Below are 21418 nucleotides of genomic sequence, written 5' to 3' on the forward strand. Positions count from 1 at the left end.
TCACGTTTTTGTTTATCGCTCAACAACGATTGATCCTCTGTATAATTATTTTAGATTTTTATTGGTTTCAACGTTGATATTTTAATGATGCAAATGATGCTGCTCCTGAATATATTTCACAGCAGCATAAAGAATAAAAGCAAAAGTAATGATCATCAGAAGAATGGTTCCAAACACCAGTCCCAGTACTCCCAGACATAATACGATTACACCCAGATAAAGTATGCGCCCCAATCCGCTTTCCAGATTCAGTAACATAATCAATATCAGTAAAATAAGTACACCTACAAAATGCTGTTGCATCGTGACCCCCTTTAATTGTTATTGTGAGTCCGTTTTGCTGCATAAAGACAAAGGAGAACATTTGATTGTTCTCCTTTTTAAATAGCGGCCTTTCAGCGCAGCCTAACTTTTCAGCTCAGGACTTTTGTCCGAGCTCTCTGTTTTCACCACGGGTTTGACTTTTTTCAGTACTTCAATGGTACTGTCCTTAGAACGTTTAAAAGTATCGGTCAGATGTTCCTTATGCTTGGTCGAAATCTGACTGACATCTTCTTTCAGCTCTTTACCCAGATTGGATAAGTCTTCGACGACAGCGTTGAATTCTGTCTTGATAAAGCTTTTCAATTCGGTTAATTCTTTCTGCGAACCGAAAATCTGCTCCTTCAAAGTATCAATACGCTGTAACACTTCCTGCTTAAATTGACGCAATTGTTCCTGCACAGTATCGCTTAACTGTTTGGCTTCAACTTCAAGCTTTTCCTTACTTTCCTCGATGGTTTCAATTGCCTGATCTTTAGCCTCGACTGCTACTTTTTCAAGCTTCTCGGCAGTTTCAGTCACCACGCTCGGAGTGATTTTTTTAGATGTAGTAGATTTAGGTGCTGTAGCCATTTGTCTTGTTCCTATTGTTATATCGACTAAGCTATATTAGTAGATTTGATAAAAATTAAGATTTGATTTGTCTGACAATTATTAATTGCTTACATTTTTTCACATTGCCTACAAAACAGACTTCCATGCAAAAAGCAAGCCATTTATCTCATACTTTCGCTGCAAAGCCGTTGGACTTTAAGGGTCGTTCTGCGTATAATGCCGTGTTAAGTTCAAGCGAGCAGACATAGGAGGGTAGGTTTAAAAATTAGCCTTCCTTTTTTTTCGTCTTCTCGCTTTTTTACAGCCTAAATTTCAGGAGCTTTGGTTTGAGCACCCCAGCAATTTTAGCCCTTGCCGACGGAACTATCTTTAAAGGTACTTCGATTGGCGCATCGGGTAGTACGACTGGTGAAGTCGTTTTCAACACTGCCATGACTGGCTATCAAGAAATTTTGACTGACCCGAGTTATGCACAGCAACTTGTGACACTGACTTACCCACATATCGGTAACACAGGCTGTAATGAAGAAGACGCTGAATCAGGTCGTATTCATAAGGTTTGGGCGAACGGATTGATCATTCGTGACCTGCCTTTACTGCACAGTAACTTCCGTTCAACCCAATCATTAGCTGAATATTTGGTACAACACAATGTTGTGGCAATTGCGGATATCGACACGCGTAAATTGACACGTATCTTACGTGACAAAGGTGCGCAAAATGGCTGTATCCTTGCTGGCGAAAATATCACTGAAGCTGAAGCGCTTGAAAAAGCACGTGCATTTGGTGGTTTAAACGGTTTAGACCTGGCAAAAGAATGTTGCGACCCTGAAGGTTTTGAATGGACTGAAGGCTCTTGGACATTAGGCAAAGGTTTCTCTCAACCAGAAGCTAAATTCCATGTTGTTGCATACGATTACGGTGTCAAAACCAACATCTTACGTATGCTCGCAGACCGCGGTTGTAAACTGACTGTTGTGCCGGCGCAAACTCCTGCTGCTGATGTACTTGCACTGAATCCAGATGGCGTGTTCCTTTCGAACGGTCCTGGTGATCCGGCTGCATGTGACTACGCAATTGAAGCTGTAAAAACAATTGTAGAAACCACTGAAATTCCAGTATTTGGTATCTGCCTGGGTCACCAGATCCTTGCGCTTGCAAGTGGTGCTAAAACCTTAAAAATGCCTCACGGCCACCACGGTGCGAACCATCCTGTACAAAATCTTGATAACGGTACAGTGATGATTACTTCTCAAAACCATGGCTTCGCAGTCGATGAAAGCAATCTGCCTGATGTGTTGCGTGTAACGCATCGCTCACTGTTTGATGGCACCAACCAAGGTATCCATCGTACAGACAAACCTGCGTTCAGCTTCCAGGGTCACCCTGAAGCAAGCCCGGGTCCACATGACTGCGCACCATTGTTCGATCATTTCATCGAACTTATCGAAGCATCTAAGAAGTAATTAAGGAAGCATCATGGCTAAACGTACTGACATTAAAAGCATCTTGATTATTGGTGCTGGTCCGATTGTCATCGGTCAAGCATGTGAGTTTGACTACTCAGGTGCTCAAGCATGTAAAGCCCTTCGTGAAGAAGGTTACCGCGTTATTTTGGTCAACTCGAACCCAGCGACCATCATGACCGACCCAACCATGGCGGATGCAACTTACATTGAGCCAATTACTTGGCAAACTGTTGCAGCGATCATTGAGAAAGAACGTCCAGATGCTGTTCTTCCAACCATGGGTGGTCAAACGGCATTGAACTGTGCCCTTGCCCTCGATGAGCACGGCATTTTAGAGAAATTCAATGTTGAATTGATCGGTGCAACCAAAGAAGCGATTGAAAAAGCTGAAGACCGTAAACTGTTCGACCAGGCAATGCGTAAAATTGGTCTTGAATGTCCAAAAGCTGACGTTGCTGAGTCAATGGAACATGCTTTAGAAATTCAAGCACGTTTCGGCTTCCCAGTAATTATCCGTCCATCATTCACCATGGGTGGTTCTGGTGGCGGTATCGCATACAACAAAGAAGAATTTATCGAGATTTGTGAACGCGGTTTCGATCTTTCTCCGACTAAACAATTATTGATTGATGAATCTTTAATTGGCTGGAAAGAATACGAGATGGAAGTTGTTCGTGACAAAAACGACAACTGTATCATTGTATGTACCATTGAAAACTTTGATCCAATGGGCGTACACACTGGTGACTCAATCACTGTTGCCCCTGCTCAAACGCTTACAGATAAAGAATTCCAGTTACTACGTAACGCTTCTCTAGCAGTTCTTCGTGAAATTGGTGTTGAAACAGGTGGTTCTAACGTACAGTTCGGTATTTGTCCAAATACTGGTCGTATGGTCGTGATCGAGATGAACCCACGTGTATCACGTTCATCTGCACTTGCTTCTAAAGCAACTGGTTTCCCGATTGCAAAAATCGCAGCGAAACTGGCTGTAGGTTATACCCTTGATGAGTTGAAAAACGACATTACTGGCGGTACAACGCCTGCATCGTTCGAACCTGCAATCGACTACGTTGTAACCAAGATTCCTCGTTTCAACTTCGAAAAATTCCCACAAGCTGATGCGACACTGACGACTCAGATGAAATCTGTCGGTGAAGTGATGGCGATTGGCCGTAACTTCCAGGAATCTGTACAAAAAGCCCTTCGTGGTCTTGAAGTGGGCGCTTCTGGTTTTGACGAAAAGGTTGAAGTGGGTGCTGAAGGCGCGCGCGACAAAATCTTGCAAGAACTTAAAGTGCCAGGTCCAGAGCGTATCTGGTACGTGGGCGATGCATTCCGTCACGGCTTTACTTTAGACGAAGTATTCGCTGCAACGAACATTGACCGCTGGTTCTTAATTCAAATCGAAGACATCATCAAAACTGAAAACCAAATCAAAACTTTAGGTTTTGGCGACTTGAATGCGGACAACATCCGTGGATTCAAACGTAAAGGTTTATCAGATCTTCGCATTGCAGACTTGATGGGTATTTCACAAAAGCAATTCCGTAAACATCGTTGGAACCTGGGCGTAACTCCAGTTTACAAACGTGTCGATACATGTGCTGCAGAATTCGAATCTGATACAGCTTACATGTACTCAACTTACGATGAAGAATGTGAAGCAAATCCATCGAACAAAGACAAGATCATGGTGATCGGCGGTGGCCCTAACCGTATCGGTCAAGGTATCGAGTTCGATTACTGCTGTGTACACGCTGCCCTGGCTATGCGTGAAGACGGCTATGAAACGATCATGGTAAACTGTAACCCTGAAACTGTTTCTACGGATTACGACACTTCAGATCGTTTGTACTTCGAACCGATCACTTTAGAAGACGTTTTAGAAATCGTACGTATCGAGAAGCCTAAAGGCATTATCGTTCAGTACGGTGGTCAAACACCTTTGAAATTGGCTCGTGCTCTAGAAGAAGCCGGTGCGCCAATCATTGGTACATCACCTGACGCGATTGACCGTGCAGAAGACCGTGAACGTTTCCAGCAAATGATTCAACGTCTGCAACTTCGTCAACCAAACAACAGCATTGTAAAATCTGCTGAAGAAGGTATGGCTGAAGCGTCTAAAGTAGGCTATCCATTAGTGGTACGTCCTTCTTACGTGCTTGGTGGTCGTGCGATGGAAATCGTGTACAACGATGAAGAACTCAAACGCTACTTACGTGATGCGGTTCAAGCATCTAACGAAGCACCTGTTCTGCTTGACCGTTTCTTAGATGATGCGATCGAAGTTGACGTAGACTGCGTATCTGATGGTAAAGACGTTGTAATCGGCGGCATCATGCAGCACATCGAACAAGCGGGTATTCATTCAGGTGACTCGGCATGTTCAATTCCTCCTTACTCTCTATCTAAAGAGATTCAGGACGAAATGCGTCGTCAAACTGTGGCGATGGCAAAAGAGCTTGGCGTAATCGGTTTGATGAACGTTCAGTTTGCTGTCAAAGGTGAAGATGTTTACATCTTGGAAGTGAACCCACGTGCGTCTCGTACTGTGCCATTCGTTTCTAAGTGTATCGGCGAATCTTTAGCGAAAGTTGCTGCACGTTGCATGGCTGGTCAATCTCTTGAGTCGCAAGGCTTCACAACTGAGATTATTCCTGAGCACTTCTCTGTCAAAGAAGCAGTGTTCCCGTTCAACAAATTCCCTGGTGTTGACCCGATCCTTGGCCCTGAGATGAAATCGACTGGCGAAGTGATGGGCGTTGGTAAAACATTTGGTGAAGCGTTCTATAAAGCTGTTTTAGGTGCAAATGAGCGTTTACCCGGTCTTCCAACTGAAGGCGAAGTGAAACACGCATTTATCTCTGTACGTGATTCTGATAAACCACGTGCGGCGGGTATTGCAAAACAATTGATTGACCTAGGCTTCAAGATTCTTGCAACTGATGGTACATTTAAAGTGATTAGCGATGCTGGTCTTGAATGTGAACGTGTCAATAAAGTGACTGAAGGTCGTCCTAACATTGTGGACCGTATTAAAAACGGCGAAATTCACCTTGTGATTAACACGACTGAAGGCAAAAAGGCACAAGAAGACTCATTCTCGATCCGTCGTTCAGCACTTCAAGGTAAAGTGTATAACACAACTACATTGAATGGTGCGGATGCAGTATGCCAAGCTTTAGCAATTAAATTGCCAATGGATGTATATCGTTTGCAAGACCTAACTAAAGGTTAATTCGCTTCCAAGAAGTCCCGCTACCTTCTTGGTGGCGGGCTTTTTTTTATTTATAGATTTTATATCTTTCAACTGACTTTTGAGGGACAACATGCAACGTTATCCTATGACACCTGAAGGCAAAATTGCCTTAGAGAAAGAATTACACCAACTGAAAACAGTGGATCGCCCACGTATTACAGCTTCAATTGCAGAAGCGCGTGAACACGGCGACTTAAAAGAAAATGCAGAATACCATGCAGCACGTGAACAGCAAGGCTTCTGTGAAGGTCGTATTCAGGACATCGAAGGCAAACTGGGTGCAGCTCAGGTGATCGATGTCAAAGAACTTGAACAGAATGGTCGTGTGGTTTTTGGTGTAACGGTCACGATTGAAAATCTGGATACTGAAGAACAGAAAACCTATAAAATTGTAGGTGATGACGAAGCAGACTTTAAGATTAACAAGATCTCTGTGAACTCGCCAATTGCACGTGGTCTTTTAGGTAAAAACGAAGGCGACGATGTGAAAATCAATACACCAAACGGTGAAGTTGAATACGAAATTGTGAAAGTTGAATATCTTTAAAATTTAAAGCTGTTTAATTTAAAGCCCCTCGATTGAGGGGTTTTTTACCTTTATCTGCTTCCTACAAACGAATTAGCTCTGGGCTTCTTTTAAAAACCCCGATGCAAATAAATTAAATGCATGTAAAGCCTCAGGGAGTACCTGCTCAGGATGTTCGCTAGAAGCCACCCAGAGGGCTGCATTCATTGCAGCACCATTTAAAAATACCGCAGCAGCTTCCGGATCAACTGTTTTAATTCGATCTGCTACCAATAATTGCTCAACACATTCACGCGTGGACTGCAAACATCTGTTTTGACTTGGCCAGTGTGCAGGATCACCCAATACCGCAGGCCCATCGCGCAATACAATGCGCTGGAATTCAGAGTTTAAGGCATTTTGAATATAGGTCTGCCCTTCAAACAACAATCCTTCCCACAGATCATCAGGCTGCTCCAGATGCTGCTGGGCAGATGAAGCCATTTCCGAATCGATCTGGTCGACCACTGCAGCAAACAAGCCTTTTTTATCGCCAAAATGATGATACAACGCTCCACGGGTCAGCCCTGCTTCTGCCGTGAGCTTATCCATTGAAGTGTCTGCATAACCATATTCTGCAAACGCACGGCGTGCCACTTCTATCAGTTTCTTGCGGGTTTCCGCCATCTTTTGTTCACGAACAGACATGAATTACTTTACCTCATCATCATAAAAATTTTAATTGACATACGGACCGTATGTCAATTATGTTTACATACGAGGCGTATGTGAAAGTTAAATTGCTTTCACTCACTGATAAATTAGACATTGAATGAGAATAGCCATGACTAGAACTGCGATATTTCCCCAAGACCGCCATGCCCTGTATGAACAGCATGGTTATTCTGCTGCAATCAAATCGGAAGACTTACTTTTTGTTTCTGGTCAGGTCGGTAGCCGTGAAGATGGCTCGCCTGAACCCAACTTTGAAAAACAGGTAGAACAGGCTTTTAAAAACTTAGCCGCAACATTGGCAGCGGCTGGTTGTACTTTCGATGATATTGTCGATGTCACCACATTTCACACTGACCCAGAGCAGCAATTTGAAAGCATTATAAAAGTTAAGCAGCAAGTGTTTCAGCAAAAGCCTTATCCTAATTGGACAGCTGTTGGCGTGACTTGGCTGGCAGGTTTTGATTTTGAGATTAAAGTGATTGCCCGTATTCCTACAGCGTCTACACCAGTCTAATCATTTGCGTTATTCGCACTCGCTTGAGTATCTTTTAGAGATTATTCAGCAAGTTTAAACGTCGATTAGGTATAATTTCTTATTCACTATTTTTTTGTATCTTCCTTATGGCTGAAAAGTTAATTAATTCTCCTGTGAATCATTGGTGTGAATTTGAGTTCATCTCAAAAACGGTGAAGAATCCCAACATTCATATCAAAGGGAATTATTCTTATTATTCAGCGTATTGGGATCAAGGTTTTGAGCGCTGTGTGGTGCGCTATCTGCATGATAAGCCTGCCACGCCTGAGAAGCCCATAGACCAGCTCTATATCAGCAATTTCGTCTGTTTTGGCGCAGAATGCGTGATTATGATGGGCAGCAACCAATTACACCGTACCGACTGGATTTCAGCATTTCCGTTCGATACACGGGGTTTTGAGCTTGCGGGTGACACGATCATTGGTGATGGTTGCTGGATTGGTTCTCGTGCCATGATTATGCCCGGTGTAAAGCTTGGTGAAGGTGCTGTGGTCGCAACAGGTGCTGTTGTGACTGAAGATGTGCCACCTTATGCAGTTGTGGGCGGCGTACCTGCAAAAATCATTAAATACCGTTTCCCGCAAGAAGATATCGAAAAACTGCTTTCACTTAAAATTTACGATATAGATGAAAAGCAGTTTTTAAAAATGCGTGAGCAATTGCAAACGGATGATGTGAAATCACTGCTTAATTATGTACAAAGTTTGATCTAAACATTATATTTAATTCAAACCATTATTTTGAATAAATATGCATCTATCAACTAAGACACTTGAAAAACTTCGTGACTTAATCAATGAAATCACCGAATACCGATCAGGGCCAAAAATTATCGATTTTTTTGGTATGTTCGATTATCAAGATGTATATGGACAAGGTTTTCCATCTAGATGGATGTACACAGATCTACGACTTTCTCAAATAAATGGCACACCAAAATTAGATATATGTATTAAAAACTTATTTAATCCTATAAATTATATTGAAGACTTAAATCGACTAGATAATTTAATTAAAGAGTTCAATAAATATCTACAATTCGACAAATATCAAATTACTAGAACCAACACTGAAATTAACCTTACACCTATTACAAAAATCAATCTTGATGAACAATTCCAATCAGATAATGAAAATATTGAAAATATTGAAAATATTGAAAATAACTTTATAAAACATGAATTTAAGTTTGATTACTCTCAGTTAAATCTCATCCCAACCTTAATGCCTGTAATCAAAAGTAGAATAATAGAAATTGAAAAAGCTTTTAAAGCTGAAGCATACCTTTCCGTTGTGTTATTAGCTGGTAGTACATTAGAGGGAATATTCTTAAATATTGCTTCTTTAAATCCAAGGGTTTTTAATACTTCAAACTGTAGCCCTAAAAAAGATGGCAAAGTAAAAAACTTCGATCAATGGACACTTCATAATTTCATTGAAGTATCTCATTCAATTAATTTAATTGAAAAAGATACATATCGATTTAGCAAAGAATTAAGAGATTTTAGAAATTACATACATCCTTTTCAGCAAATGACTGAAAAATTCTCACCTAGAGAACAAACAGCTAAAATTTGCCTACAAGTTTTGAAATCCGCTATCTCTGATATTCAAACCAATCAAAATAAAATTGGGGCATAAAAAAACCCACTCAATCGGAGTGGGTTTTTTCAGAATATGGTGGCTATGACGAGACTTGAACTTGTGACCCCCGCATTATGAGTGCGGTGCTCTAACCAACTGAGCTACATAGCCTTAAACTGTGCGCGCATTATGGGATTTTCTGTAAATCACGTCAACCCCATATTGTGCTGTTTGATCAAAATTTGTTGAAGTGAGCCGATAAGCCGGGTTCTGTCGTGAACGATCATTCCTCTAGGCGCACAATCACTCATGCGCTCAAGCGACCTACCCGAATCCAGCATGGGCCATGCCTAATGGATTCCTATTTGGTCTTGCTTCCGGTGGGGTTTACCTCGCCATGAACTGTTACCAGCCATGCGGTGCGCTCTTACCGCACCCTTTCACCCTTACCTCCGATTCCGATTGCTCGAAAACATAATGAAGGCGGTCTTCTCTCTGCTGCACTTGCCGTCGGTTTGCACCGCCCAGGCGTTACCTGGCACCTTGCCCTATGAAGCCCGGACTTTCCTCCCCTGCTTCAATCACGGAGATTTCCACAGCAGCGATCGTCTGGCTCACTTCGAGCGGCATAGTATCAAATATCGAGACTAATTGCTTGATGTTTTTTGAGCAGTCAGTTTTTCATACTTGGCTTGCAGCTGTTCCTGCGTTTCGACATGATTCGGATCCAGTGGAATACAATCCACTGGACAGAACAACTGGCACTGCGGTTGATCATGATGTCCGACGCACTCTGTACATAGGTCTGGATGAATCTCATAAATGAGTTCACCCATATAGATGGCCTCATTCGGGCATACAGGTTCACAGACATCACAGTTAATACATTCATCGGTGATATATAAAGACACGCTACCAACCTTGTTGAAGTTTACGCTCGAAGGCCGCAACCACGTTTGGTGGTACAAACTTGGTTACATCACCTCTTAATCGAGCAATTTCACGCACCAAAGTGGATGAAATAAAAGAATATTGCTCTGAAGGGGTTAAAAATACCGCCTCAAAGTGGGAGTCCAGCTGACGGTTCATATTTGCCAGCTGAAATTCGTACTCAAAATCAGACACTGCACGCAAACCACGCAATACAGCAGTCGCCTTTTGCTCACGGAAAAAATTGACCAGCAAACCATCAAAACCTACAAATTCAACATTGTCCAAATGACTCAATGACTCTTTCGCCAATGCAACACGCTCTTCCAGACTAAATACCGGATTTTTATGATGACCGATAGCAATTGCCACTACGACTTCATCAAACATTCGCGCTGCGCGGGTTACCAAATCAATATGTCCATTGGTAATTGGATCAAAAGTCCCCGGATAAATCACACGAGTTTTAGACATCCATTTGTACTCTGTTTGTTATGTAGAATCTTATTTTAGCAAAAACTTGTTTTTTTGGTGAATAATCCTCATTAATTTAAAAAACTTCACCTTATTTCTAGTTGCGGTACAATAGCAGCACGTTTGGAAGTATCAGATTATGGCGAAAGCATCTATTGTAGTAAAAAAAAATAATGGCGGTACCATTGCACTGAATAAACGTGCCCGCCACGATTATTTTATTGAAGAGAAATTTGAAGCGGGGCTTTCATTAAAAGGCTGGGAAGTCAAATCAATGCGTGCTGGTCGCATGACCATCGTAGAAAGTTATATTACTTTTAAAAATGGTGAAGCTTTTCTGTTTGGTGCACAGGTTCAGCCCTTGTTAAGTGCTTCGACTCATGTGGTGCCTGAAGCAACCCGTACCCGCAAACTGTTGCTGAATCGCCGTGAAATTGAAAAGTTAATGGGTGCGATTAACCAGAAAGGTTATTCCTGCGTTCCACTGGCCTGTTACTGGAAAGGTCCACATGCCAAGCTGGAAATTGCCCTGGTGAAAGGTAAGCAGCTTCATGACAAACGTGCAACCGAGAAAGACCGTGACTGGCAACGTGATAAAGCACGAATTTTCCATAAATAATGGATTAAAAGTTGAATATAAAAAAACCTCCGCATTCGGAGGTTTTTTTATAATTTTAAGTATGGTTATTTAGTCGGGCTAGAGTAAGGGCAATATATTCCCCAAACCAGAACGCGGTTTTTAAATCGCCCTCAGGTGGGGTGACTTCAACCGGGGCATTATCCGACTGGGTCATTAAACCCAAAAAGCTCGACATCCGGTTCAGATCGGTCACAGCACGACCTGTCGGCATTAATGGCAAGCCACTCCATAGCATACCGTGCTGCATCGCAAACAAGTTGATTTGCTGCAGGACCGCCAGCTTGTCGCCACTGAGTCCGCCACCATTGGTAAAGGCGGCAGCCAGTTTGCCCTGCCAGGTACGTGCCAACCAGCGCTTGGAAGATTGTTCCATAAACAGCTTCATGGCAGAGGTTAGACTGCCCATATAGGTCGGACAGCCAAATACAATTGCATCGGCGGCGTCCAGCACATCCCAGTCTATATGTTCGACATTCATCATATGCACCTGAACACCGGTTTCCCGTGCACCATCGGCAATAAAATTTGCCACTTTAGCCGTGTGTCCATAAGGACTATGATAAACAATCGCAACAGATTTGGAAGATAGGGACATAACGCTCAAAAGCCAAAAAATTCAGTTAAGTTTAACATTTTCATGCCATAAACACGAATGTCGCCATACGCCCCGTTTTAGCTTCGCGGCGATAAGAAAAATATTCATCTGCTTGACGATAAGAACACTGATCCCCACCCAATACGGTATTTATGCCGTGTTGCTGCAAGATATAATGCGCAATGGCATACAGGTCAGCATAATATTTACCTGCCTGTTCACCGGCCTGAAATGCACTGTCCAGTTCAGGATATTTACTGCAAAAAGCAGCTTTTACTTCAGCGCCAATTTCAAAACATGGCTGACTAATGGCCGCCCCGAGCCAAGCCCAGGTCGGCGAAGTCTGCATGGCGGCAATGGTATTTTCAACAATCCCACCCGCCAAACCACGCCAACCAGCATGCAAATTGGCAACTTCCGTACCTTTCGCATTTCCCAGTACCACAGGTAAACAATCTGCCGTCATCATCATTAAGGCATGCGCCTTACGCTGCGTCACCAGACCATCTCCGACCAGTGCGGTAAATGGCATCTGTTCATTAATCGTATGACAGATGGTGCTATGCGTCTGAGTCATCCAGGTAATCTTATCTACGCCAAAGGCAGCGAAATCCTGCAATAAAGCCATACGATGCTGTTGTACCCGTTGTGCATCATCCTGCACATGTAAGGCCAAGTTAAAACCTGCAAGCTCAGGCTGTGCGGATGGCTGCACTTTCGCATGATGGACACGGGTCTGACCCACATACACACCTTGTGGAAGTCCTGGTACAAATTGCATCTCGATTCCTTGCTTTGACGCGAGCTAAATAAAAAGATTAATAGGCTTTGTTTTCGGTACGCAGCACTTCAACCAGATTGGCAAAGTCTTCCGGCCACGGTGCTTCAAAGGTCATTTCTTCTTTGGTACGCGGATGGGTCAGACCGAGTTGTACAGCATGCAAAGCCTGACGCTTGAAGCCACGCAAAGTATCATCTAATAATTGCGATGCACCTGCAGGCATACGGACACGTGGCATATACACCTGATCGCCCACCAAGCCAAAGCCGATATAGCTAAAATGCACACGGATCTGATGGGTACGTCCAGTTTCCAGACGGGCTTGAACACGGGTAAAATGCTGGAAACGCTCTTTGACATTGTAATGCGTCACCGCGTCTTTACCACCTGGAAGTACGGTCATTTTCACACGATCCACCGGATGGCGTTTGATTGGTTCATCAATGGTACCGCCAGCAATAATATTGCCGTAAACCACCAAGTCATACAGGCGATATACTGATTTTTTCTCAAGCTGTTTGCTTAAGGCAAATTGTGCTTCCAGATTTTTGGCGACGACTAACAGACCGCTGGTGTCTTTATCGATACGATGTACCAGACCTGCACGCGCCAGTTCAGCCGATTTCGGATAGTGATGCAATAAAGCATTCACCAAGGTGCCAGAACTATTGCCAGCGCCCGGATGTACCACCATACCGACTGGTTTGTTGATGACCATAATGTCATCATCTTCATAGATGATGTCCAGTGGAATATCTTCCGGCAGACTGCGCGTTTGCGCTTCAAGCTCAACATTTAAAGTCAGGGTTTCAAAACCATCACTTTTAAATTTCGGCTTAACCGGTTGACCATTCACCAATAAATTGCCATCTTTAATCCATTGCTTTAATTTTTCTCGAGAAAAATCGCTCCAGACCATTGCGGCAATCTGGTCGATCCGTTGCCCGATATAAGTTTCATCCAGTTGAAATTGCAACGATAAACGTGTTGCAGTTGCTTCTGAAGTATGGTTATCTGCATCCTCAGAATCTTCAAGTAAATTGAAATCAGTATCAGGGATATTAGAATTGGAAGATTGTGCTTGACTCATTTGCTCATTCAGACAAAAGTGGTTTAATAGTGCAATTGTAGCTCATTGCCCGTATTAACAGAGGAATTTTTATGTCGCTACCACATTATAAAATGACAATGCTTGCTGTGACATTAGGCATTGCATCGGCAATGGTAGGCTGTAGCAGTAATCCAAAAAAAGAAGTCGTGGATAAAGGTCCGGAATCTAGCGAACAGGTTTATATTCAAAAAGCACAGAAAGCGCTAGATCGTAATCAATATACCGATGCAGCAAAACAGTTAGAAGCGCTGGAAACTTATTTCCCAACCAGTCAATATGCCCCGCAAGCGCAGCTTGAACTGTTGTATGTAAAATTCCAGCAAAAAGATTATGAAGGTGCGGTCGCACTGGCAGAGCGTTTTATCCGTCTGAACCCGCAACATCCAAATGTCGACTATGCCTACTATGTACGCGGTGTCTCAAATATGGAACAGAACTATAACGGCCTGCTGCGTTATACCTCGCTGAAACAGTCGCATCGTGATGTCAGCTACCTGAAAGTGGCTTACCAGAATTTTGTTGATTTCATTCGCCGCTATCCATCTAGCACTTATGCAGTGGATGCAGCACAGCGTATGCAGTTTATCGGTCAGGAACTGGCTGAGCATGAAATGAACGCAGCACGTTTCAACATCAAGCGTAAGGCTTATCTGGCAGCAGTTGAACGTGGCTTGTGGGTGATTGAACATTATCCTCAAACTCCGCAGATTCCAGAAGCACTGGCAACGGTTGCTTATGGCTATGCTCAGCTAGGTGATAAAGCGACTTCTCAGCAATATGTGGATGTATTAAAGCTGAATTATCCGAATCTGGTGAAATCAGATGGGACGGTGAATCTGCGTGCAGCGCGTAGTGAAGGCAGCTTCTTTAACCGCGCGACACTGGGTATTTTTGGTAAAGAAGCCAAGACTGTAACCGACACCGATGCACAATCGGATACGCCAGAAACTGAAAAGCGCAGCATCACCAATCGCATTTCATTTGGTTTGCTGGATCGTCCTAAAACGGCTGAATAAAGCTAAAGAAGGCCGGCAGCATCAGCAAATAAGACAGCGCTTTACAGGTGCATTTTCCTCAAGGGCAAGGTATCATACTTGCCCTTTTGCGTTGTCTTGCCCAGGCTTGAACAAAACGTGCAAAAGGTATACAAAGGAACTTGAAATATTCAATGTCCAACTAGACTATTTTCATTTTTTCAGTGATTTAGACCTTAGATTCCAGCACGAGAAGCTCAGCAGACCATGGCCATTCCTCAACATACGATTGATCAGATTCTCGATCGCACCGATATTGTCGATGTGATTGGTCAATTCGTAAAACTGAAAAAAACAGGCCGTACCTATTCAGGCTGCTGCCCTTTTCATCAGGAAAAATCACCGTCTTTCCACGTCTATCGTGACAAACAGTATTTTCACTGTTTTGGCTGTCAGGCCAACGGTAATGCCATCCGTTTTTTAATGGACATTGGCAGCCGTAATTTTGTCGAAGTGATGAAAGACCTGTCCAGCCAGACGGGCATCGAACTGCCTAAAGACAATACTGATTCCAATAAATTAAAATATAAACGTGAAGCAGCCAAACCCAAAATCGTGCCTGCTCAAACTGCACCACAAACTCAGCCGCAACAGAATAACGCTCCAACAGAAAATAATAATGCTGCATCTACGGCGAGTTTCGATCCATTTGCAGAGTTTCAGACAGTCGAACAGGATTTTTATGGTGACCCTTTTGCTTCTTTTGAACACCTACCGATGGCGGAAGTTCAGCAAGACGGTAACCTCTACGACCTGCTAGAAAATATCGCGCAGTTCTATGAGCGCCAACTCCCAAATAGCCCGAGTGCCCAGCAATACTTCAAGCAGCGTGGTCTGACTGCAGAGACCATTGCCTATTGGCGCTTAGGCTATGCGCCTGAAGACTGGCAACATCTGGAAAAAGCCTTTCCTCAGGATATTGAGGGCTTAAAACTTTTAGGTCTGATTCGCACCAGCGACAGTGGCCGTGATTTTGACCTGCTGCGTGAACGAGTCATTTTCCCGATCCGTGATACCAAGGGCCGTGTGGTCGGCTTTGGCGGCCGTGCCCTGAATGACGAGATCAAGCCGAAATACATCAACTCGCCAGATTCTGAAGTCTTCCATAAAAACCAGTTGCTGTATGGCCTCTATGAGGGCCGCAAACAGAAAGCCCAAGAATGGCTGATGGTCGAAGGCTATATGGATGTGATTGCGCTTCAGCAATATGGCATTCATGGCGCAGTAGCCACTTTAGGTACAGCCAGTAATACAGATCATCTGAATATTCTGTTCAAGCAGAGCAATCGGCTGACCATTGCCTTTGACGGAGACGCTGCCGGTCAAAAAGCAGCGCGCCGTACCTTGGACATTGCCCTGCCCCTGCTGAATGATGGCCGAGAGCTGAAGTTCTTTGTTTTGCCCGCTGACCATGACCCAGATTCATTGATCCGTCGTGAAGGGATAGAAAACTTCAGACGCTTGCTTGAACAGGCACCGTTGATGTCGGACTTCGTGTTTGCCCATTTGACCCAAAATCAGGACATCACCACACCTGAAGGCAAGAGTCAGGTTATGGGTGAACTAAAAAATCTGACCGAGTTACTGCCCAAACACGGTTCCTTCCGTTATCTGCTGCAGCAATTTTTCCGTGAAAAACTGGGCTTTAACCGTAAATGGCAACCCAAGGTCAATACGGATGCATCTTTAAGCTTTAGTACTAAAATTGATGCTGAAGAATATGTGATTGCGATCTTGATGAATCATCCTTATCTGTATATTCATTTTGAACCGCTGCGCGCGCTGGTGGCAGAAGATCAGCTGCTGTTTAAAATTCTGAACATTCTGAATGTGATTTTTGATGACTTGCCAGATGACCCAGAACTGTCGATCTATTATGTGCTCGGTGCCTGCGCAGCCCATCATCATGAACTGCAGCATATTCTGCAGCATGCCAATGTCAGCGATTACACCTCATCACCAGAACAGGCCGACAAATTGGCGGCTGATTTTTCAACCAAGCTGCAATATCAGTGTTTAAAAAACAAGATTAAATCCAAGAAATTTAACAGCATTGCTGAAATGAAAAACCTGAAAATGCAGATTTATGAAATTGACCGCAAACGCTCGATGACCCTATTAGAAGACTGATTTTCCACATCATTTATTCTTATGAATCAAAGGAAGTCGGTGCTAGATCTCAGTATTATTTATCATTTTCTCAAATAATCAGGCTGGTTTTTTATGTTGAAGTAATAATCAGCAAAGAACCAAGCCTCTCATCATACTGATTAAAATGAATGCCTGGATTTACGACGTTTCGCAACTACATTGCCCAGTTCTTCCTGTAACAGCTCAAAATAGGCAGGGTCTTCTGCTTTGGCTGCTTCACGCAGCACAATAGAGGTTGGATGTAACAGTTTTTGGGTCAAACGATGTGAAAACTCGGCCAGTACAGTATCTGCCTTTTCACCCTTGGCAATACGCTGCATTGCCAATGCCAGCTCTTCCTGACGTAATGTTTCCCCGTGGTCACGGTAGGCATGAATGGTCGCCCCGGCCTGTTTGACCTTCTGCTGGGTCATCAGTTCTGTAGCCAGCTGATTGACCATGATCTCAGCTTCAACCGCCGCTTGACGGCGCTGTGCCAGATTTTCCTCAATGACACTTTGCAGATCATCGACCCCATACAGATAAACCCCGTCCAGGCTTTCTACTTTGGCATCAATATCACGCGGTACGGCCAGATCGACCAACAGCATCTGCTGGTAACGGCGTTTTTTCAGTGCAGCCTTCACATCGGCAAAATGGATCACCTGATGTAAACTGCCGGTACAACTGGAAATGACATCGGCCCGATGCAGATTTTCTGCAAGCTGATCAAAATCTATAATTTCAACTTCAACTCGATGTGCAATTTCCTGTGCCAGAATATCCGCACGCTCGCGGGTACGGTTACAGATAATAATCTTGCCCACCCCCATCTCTGCGAGGTGTTTGGCCACCAGACTGTTCATCTCCCCGGCTGCTACCACCATAATGGTCAGCTTGTCCGGATGACTAAATACTTGCAAGGCCAGTTGCGCCACCGCATAGCCCATCGAGACCGCATGACTGCCGACAGCCGTTTCCGAACGCACGCGTTTAGCGGCATAAAAAGCATATTCAAAAATCCGGTTGAGATCGCGCGACACCGTATGGGAGTCTTTGGCCAGAGAAAGTGCAGTTTTGACCTGTCCCAGAATTTGTGGTTCACCCAGCATCAGTGAATCCAGTCCACTGGCGACGCGCATCAGATGCGTCACTGCCTGGGCATTTTCATAACGATAGACATGATGTTGCAGTTGTTTGACATCCACCCCATTTTTCTGGGCGAGCCAGTTCAGCACCATGTCAGCATTGTCAGACATGGCGTAAACTTCGGTCCGGTTACATGTAGACACCACCACCATGTCGTTCAGTTCAGGGTGTTGGCTTTGCTCGGCAAGAATGGCACTTAACTTTTCAGGGTTAAACGCCACTTGTTCACGCAGTTCTACAGAGGCAGTTTGATGGTTGACACCCAATGCAAAGAAAGACATATCAGGTCATCATTTCACTAAATTTATGCTATTGTGCAACATCGGTGTCATAAAAAGCATTACTTGGATCAATAAAAAATTGCGTCAAACAATTAGCCGTATCAACGGCCCTACCATTAAGCAATATTCTACCACATTCCTACTGGTGGGTAGCATGGCTTCGACTGCGCATCTTTATGCAGCGGAAGCAGTTTACCATGCAAATCAAAATTATGATGCGATAAAACAAAGTATGATGGCTGAGTTTGCCATCGCTGCACATGACATTCCGACTGCTTTGCACAACTATACGGTGCTGGCGATCAAGAGCAATTCCACTTCAGTCAAGCAGCGTGCACTGAATGTCGCGCTGGAACATGATGACCTACAGGCAGCACTAGATATCTCCACGCACTGGGTGGTACAAGAGCCACAAGACGTCCCTGCTTTATTTTATTTATCACATATTGCCCTTAAAGCGCATGAATATGAGCTGGCTGCTGAGACCTTAGAAAAAATCCTGCAAATTGATGACAGTGCCGATCTGGAAGAAATTCTCGCCGGAATTTCACCGGAAGGCACAGAGGATCGTACTTATCTGATTCAGGCCTTAAGCACCACTAAAGCCAAGGACAATCCATCTATTCTGGTGCTAGTGGCCGGTCTGGAAGCACAAAATGGTCAGCTTGAACAGGCTTTAAATACAGTTAACCGCGCCTTAAAAAAACGTCCGAATGCGACCGGCTATATCCTGATGAAGGCCAATCTGCTCAATGCACTCGGCGATACTCAGGCGACACTGCAATGGTATGAAAAATCCAGCCGTAAACACCGTAATAATCTGGATGTACGTCTGGCCGAAGTCAAATATCTGGTCAAGCTGAACGAAGCGACTTTGGCTCTGAAAAAACTGCAAGACATTCTAAAAAAATGGCCGACTGCTGAAGAAGCCCTGTTTATTGCCGGACTGACCAGTATTGACCTGGAAGAATACGAGAAAGCCGAAAAATATCTGGTCGAACTGCGTTATTCTGCGCAATATCAAAACGAAGCCTATTATTACTTGGCGGTGAATGCAGAACGCAAACAGCATTATGAAACGGCGAAAGCTTATTATCGTCTGGTCGATGGCAGTCTTTACACCGTCTCACGTCGCAACATGATCTCGATTTTCGCCCAGCAGGATAAGCTGCATGATGCGCTGCGTTTCTTAACCCAGGAAAGGGTGAATTATCCACAACATGCCAGCTTCCTCTATCTAGCTCAGGCGGATATTTTGACGCGCATGCAGAATAAAAAAGCTGCGATTCGCCTGTTGGAAGAAGCCAGCAAAAACCTGCCGGATGACCCTGAACTGGTCTATTCGCAAGTTCTGTTGCTGGATCCCCATCAGGATCGCGTCAAGCTGGATGAACTACTCAGCACTTTACTTAAAATTGAACCGAACAGTCCGACCTATCTGAATGCCTATGCCTATACCCTGGCGATGCAAAACCGTCGCCTCGAAGAAGCACGCCGCTATGTCGAACAGGCACTAGAATATGCACCAGAACAGGCATCGATTCTGGATACCTATGGTTATATCTGTTATTTACAGAATGACTTCACCACAGCTGCGGATGTGTTATACAAAGCCTATCAATTGAATCCGAATGTGAAGATTGGGGTACGTTATGCCCGTTCCTTGTACATGAAAGGTGATCTACAACACTTCCACCAAGTGTTACAACAATTACAACAAAACCATCCAAATGACCCAGAATTGAAACAACTTAATTCGCTATTGTTAGCACCACAAACCAAAACGAGTTAATTAATTTATGCGCAATTTAAGCCAATTGGGCTGCTGTGCCTTTGCAGCCACTGCTTTATTTTTAACTGGCTGTCAGCAGATGATCAAGCCACAAACGCCTACTACTCCGTCTGTACAGGTGGAGAATCAATTTCAGCTGCAAGGTAAAATTGGCGTTCGCACCCCTCAACAGACTGGCAGCGCATTCTTTACCTGGGTACAACAGCAAGAAGAATTTGATATTGAGCTGAGTGGCATTTTAGGTGTGGGCAAAACCCAGATTTCCGGCACGCCCGGCCAAGTCACATTAAACAGTGCTAAAACAGGTGTGATTCAGGCGGCAAGTGCCGAAGAATTACTGCAACGCGCCACAGGCTGGCAAGCACCAATCAGCTATTTAGTGGACTGGGTACAGGCCCGCCCTGCGACAACGACTGCCAAATTGCAAAAAGATGATACACAGCGGATTAGCCAGATTATTGAACAGGGCTGGACGGTCGATCTCAATTACAATGCGCAGGCCAAAATGCCAAACCGCTTGATTTTAAAGCAGTCACTTGAAAGTGGTGCGGAAAACCGTATTACAATGATCATTGAAAACCGTTAATTGACCTGATGTTAGCCCATGATGATTCGTGTTCCCTCGCCTGCTAAACTGAATTTGTTCTTACATATTACCGGTCGCCGTGAAAATGGCTATCACGAGCTGCAAAGCATTTTTCAGCTGATTGATCTGTATGACTGGCTGGATTTTGAACAAAGCGCTGATGATGCGATTCAGATAGAAGGCCTGGCCTCAGTCGATCTGCAACAGAATTTAATCTATCGGGCGATCCAGTTGTTGAAGCCTTATGCCAAAACGCCTTGCGGGCTAAAGATCCGTCTGGAAAAAAACATTCCGATGGGTGCAGGTCTGGGTGGAGGGTCTTCCAATGCAGCGACGACCCTGATTGTGATCAACCAGCTCTGGCAGTGCGGTTTAAATATTGAGCAACTGGCAGATCTCGGAGTTAAACTAGGGGCAGATGTCCCGATATTTGTGCATGGTAAAAATGCCTGGGCTGAAGGCATTGGTGAACACTTAACATTCATAGACTTAGATCAAAAAAAATTCATTGTGTTAAAACCTGATTGTTTTATCAGCACTCAACTGCTTTTTTCGCAAAAAGCATTGACAAGAGACACGAAGAGCTCTAAATTTTGCGCCTATCAGGAAACGCCATCTGATTTTGGAAATAACTTTGAGCCGCTGGCAAGAAGCTTATATCCTGAAGTAGATGAAGCAATGCAATATCTCGACCAGTTCGGAAAAGCTAAGCTTACAGGTACAGGTGCTTGTGTGTTTATTGAAGTCACTGAAAATCTGAATATCGAAGATATTCTTGCAAATGCACCATGTAAAGCTTACCTGGTCAACAGTTTACAAGAATCACCTTTAGTTCAGTTTAAAGTGTAGATAGGGGTATCGCCAAGTGGTAAGGCACCGGGTTTTGATCTCGGCATCCGTTGGTTCGAATCCAGCTACCCCTGCCATTTTCACCTGTAGATGTACTGTA

At 44.0% G+C, this 21418-nt stretch carries 21 protein-coding genes, 2 tRNA genes and 1 other RNA gene; 13 read left to right on the forward strand and 11 right to left on the reverse strand.

The annotated features are described in order from the left end of the window. Positions 1-81: 81 nt before the first annotated feature. Both Q9R21_RS03195 and Q9R21_RS03200 read right to left on the reverse strand, forming a co-directional pair. A complete protein-coding gene (locus tag Q9R21_RS03195; RefSeq protein ID WP_311203720.1) occupies positions 82-303 on the reverse strand; it encodes a hypothetical protein in 222 nt (73 codons plus the stop codon). Positions 304-405: 102 nt separating this feature from the next. Then, positions 406-894 (reverse strand): hypothetical protein, encoded by a 489-nt coding sequence (locus tag Q9R21_RS03200; protein ID WP_005106335.1) that lies wholly within the window; start codon positions 892-894, stop codon positions 406-408. 308 nt (positions 895-1202) lie between these two features. On the opposite strand from Q9R21_RS03200, the gene carA reads away from it, so the two are divergent. The 3 genes from carA (at position 1203) to greA (ending at position 6154) form a co-directional block, all read left to right on the forward strand. Next, positions 1203-2342 carry a glutamine-hydrolyzing carbamoyl-phosphate synthase small subunit gene (carA, locus tag Q9R21_RS03205; protein WP_004280574.1) on the forward strand — a complete coding sequence of 380 codons (1140 nt, stop codon included), beginning with the start codon at positions 1203-1205 and terminating at the stop codon, positions 2340-2342. A 13-nt stretch (positions 2343-2355) separates the two neighbouring features. After that, complete coding sequence (gene carB, locus Q9R21_RS03210; protein ID WP_311203721.1) at positions 2356-5586, forward strand: carbamoyl-phosphate synthase large subunit; 3231 nt, start codon at positions 2356-2358, stop codon at positions 5584-5586. Positions 5587-5677: 91 nt separating this feature from the next. Further along, complete coding sequence (greA, locus tag Q9R21_RS03215; RefSeq protein ID WP_004645764.1) at positions 5678-6154, forward strand: transcription elongation factor GreA; 477 nt, start codon at positions 5678-5680, stop codon at positions 6152-6154. Between the two features lie 72 nt (positions 6155-6226). Here the strand turns inward: greA and Q9R21_RS03220 are convergent, their stop codons facing one another. Next, a complete protein-coding gene (locus Q9R21_RS03220) occupies positions 6227-6820 on the reverse strand; it encodes a TetR/AcrR family transcriptional regulator (protein WP_311203722.1) in 594 nt (197 codons plus the stop codon). 136 nt (positions 6821-6956) lie between these two features. Here Q9R21_RS03220 and Q9R21_RS03225 point away from each other — a divergent pair, with 136 nt between their 5' ends. The 3 genes from Q9R21_RS03225 (at position 6957) to Q9R21_RS03235 (ending at position 9023) form a co-directional block, all read left to right on the forward strand. Continuing rightward, entirely contained in the window at positions 6957-7361 is a 405-nt protein-coding gene (locus Q9R21_RS03225) for a RidA family protein (protein ID WP_180037111.1), read from the forward strand. Positions 7362-7468: 107 nt separating this feature from the next. Continuing rightward, positions 7469-8095: a CatB-related O-acetyltransferase gene (locus tag Q9R21_RS03230; RefSeq protein ID WP_311203723.1), complete on the forward strand. Its 627-nt coding sequence runs from the start codon at positions 7469-7471 to the stop codon at positions 8093-8095. A gap of 37 nt (positions 8096-8132) precedes the next feature. Then, positions 8133-9023 (forward strand): hypothetical protein, encoded by an 891-nt coding sequence (locus Q9R21_RS03235; protein WP_311203724.1) that lies wholly within the window; start codon positions 8133-8135, stop codon positions 9021-9023. Positions 9024-9060: 37 nt separating this feature from the next. Here Q9R21_RS03235 and Q9R21_RS03240 read toward each other — a convergent pair. The 4 genes from Q9R21_RS03240 to coaD form a co-directional block, all read right to left on the reverse strand. Continuing rightward, positions 9061-9137: transfer RNA gene (locus Q9R21_RS03240), tRNA-Met, on the reverse strand. A 72-nt stretch (positions 9138-9209) separates the two neighbouring features. Continuing rightward, an RNA gene (gene rnpB, locus Q9R21_RS03245) (RNase P RNA component class A) lies at positions 9210-9587 on the reverse strand. Positions 9588-9613: 26 nt separating this feature from the next. Then, positions 9614-9877: a YfhL family 4Fe-4S dicluster ferredoxin gene (locus tag Q9R21_RS03250; protein ID WP_004280584.1), complete on the reverse strand. Its 264-nt coding sequence runs from the start codon at positions 9875-9877 to the stop codon at positions 9614-9616. A 1-nt stretch (position 9878) separates the two neighbouring features. Beyond that, a complete protein-coding gene (coaD, locus tag Q9R21_RS03255) occupies positions 9879-10370 on the reverse strand; it encodes a pantetheine-phosphate adenylyltransferase (protein ID WP_004280585.1) in 492 nt (163 codons plus the stop codon). Positions 10371-10509: 139 nt separating this feature from the next. On the opposite strand from coaD, the gene smpB reads away from it, so the two are divergent. After that, entirely contained in the window at positions 10510-10989 is a 480-nt protein-coding gene (gene smpB / locus Q9R21_RS03260; RefSeq protein ID WP_004280586.1) for an SsrA-binding protein SmpB, read from the forward strand. 55 nt (positions 10990-11044) lie between these two features. On the opposite strand, the gene Q9R21_RS03265 is transcribed toward smpB, so the two are convergent. From Q9R21_RS03265 to rluD, 3 genes are read right to left on the reverse strand one after another with little or no spacing between them, the layout of a single operon-like run. Then, positions 11045-11605, reverse strand: a complete 561-nt coding sequence (locus Q9R21_RS03265) for a flavodoxin family protein (protein WP_311203725.1) — start codon at positions 11603-11605, stop codon at positions 11045-11047. A gap of 40 nt (positions 11606-11645) precedes the next feature. Next, the gene (pgeF, locus tag Q9R21_RS03270; RefSeq protein WP_311203726.1) at positions 11646-12386 is read right to left on the reverse strand and encodes a peptidoglycan editing factor PgeF; all 741 of its coding nucleotides are present in this window, start codon (positions 12384-12386) and stop codon (positions 11646-11648) included. Between the two features lie 37 nt (positions 12387-12423). After that, positions 12424-13476, reverse strand: a complete 1053-nt coding sequence (gene rluD / locus Q9R21_RS03275) for a 23S rRNA pseudouridine(1911/1915/1917) synthase RluD (RefSeq protein WP_180180448.1) — start codon at positions 13474-13476, stop codon at positions 12424-12426. 71 nt (positions 13477-13547) lie between these two features. Here rluD and Q9R21_RS03280 point away from each other — a divergent pair, with 71 nt between their 5' ends. Together Q9R21_RS03280 and Q9R21_RS03285 are read left to right on the forward strand one after the other, a co-directional pair. Further along, entirely contained in the window at positions 13548-14513 is a 966-nt protein-coding gene (locus Q9R21_RS03280) for an outer membrane protein assembly factor BamD (RefSeq protein ID WP_311203727.1), read from the forward strand. A gap of 225 nt (positions 14514-14738) precedes the next feature. After that, positions 14739-16661 (forward strand): DNA primase, encoded by a 1923-nt coding sequence (locus Q9R21_RS03285; RefSeq protein WP_311203728.1) that lies wholly within the window; start codon positions 14739-14741, stop codon positions 16659-16661. Between the two features lie 140 nt (positions 16662-16801). Here Q9R21_RS03285 and hemA read toward each other — a convergent pair whose 3' ends face one another. Further along, positions 16802-18091, reverse strand: a complete 1290-nt coding sequence (gene hemA, locus Q9R21_RS03290; RefSeq protein ID WP_311203729.1) for a glutamyl-tRNA reductase — start codon at positions 18089-18091, stop codon at positions 16802-16804. A gap of 79 nt (positions 18092-18170) precedes the next feature. On the opposite strand from hemA, the gene Q9R21_RS03295 reads away from it, so the two are divergent. The 4 genes from Q9R21_RS03295 to Q9R21_RS03310 all read left to right on the forward strand — a co-directional run bounded on the left by Q9R21_RS03295 (position 18171) and on the right by Q9R21_RS03310 (position 21395). Next, a complete protein-coding gene (locus tag Q9R21_RS03295) occupies positions 18171-19883 on the forward strand; it encodes a tetratricopeptide repeat protein (RefSeq protein WP_216071046.1) in 1713 nt (570 codons plus the stop codon). A gap of 7 nt (positions 19884-19890) precedes the next feature. Continuing rightward, positions 19891-20469: a lipoprotein insertase outer membrane protein LolB gene (gene lolB / locus Q9R21_RS03300; protein WP_311203730.1), complete on the forward strand. Its 579-nt coding sequence runs from the start codon at positions 19891-19893 to the stop codon at positions 20467-20469. 21 nt (positions 20470-20490) lie between these two features. Beyond that, a complete protein-coding gene (ispE, locus tag Q9R21_RS03305; protein WP_311203776.1) occupies positions 20491-21318 on the forward strand; it encodes a 4-(cytidine 5'-diphospho)-2-C-methyl-D-erythritol kinase in 828 nt (275 codons plus the stop codon). 2 nt (positions 21319-21320) lie between these two features. After that, positions 21321-21395 (forward strand) — tRNA-Gln (locus Q9R21_RS03310). Positions 21396-21418 lie beyond the last annotated feature (23 nt).

This window comes from Acinetobacter sp. RG5 (assembly GCF_031844265.1).
Classification (GTDB): Bacteria; Pseudomonadota; Gammaproteobacteria; order Pseudomonadales; family Moraxellaceae; genus Acinetobacter.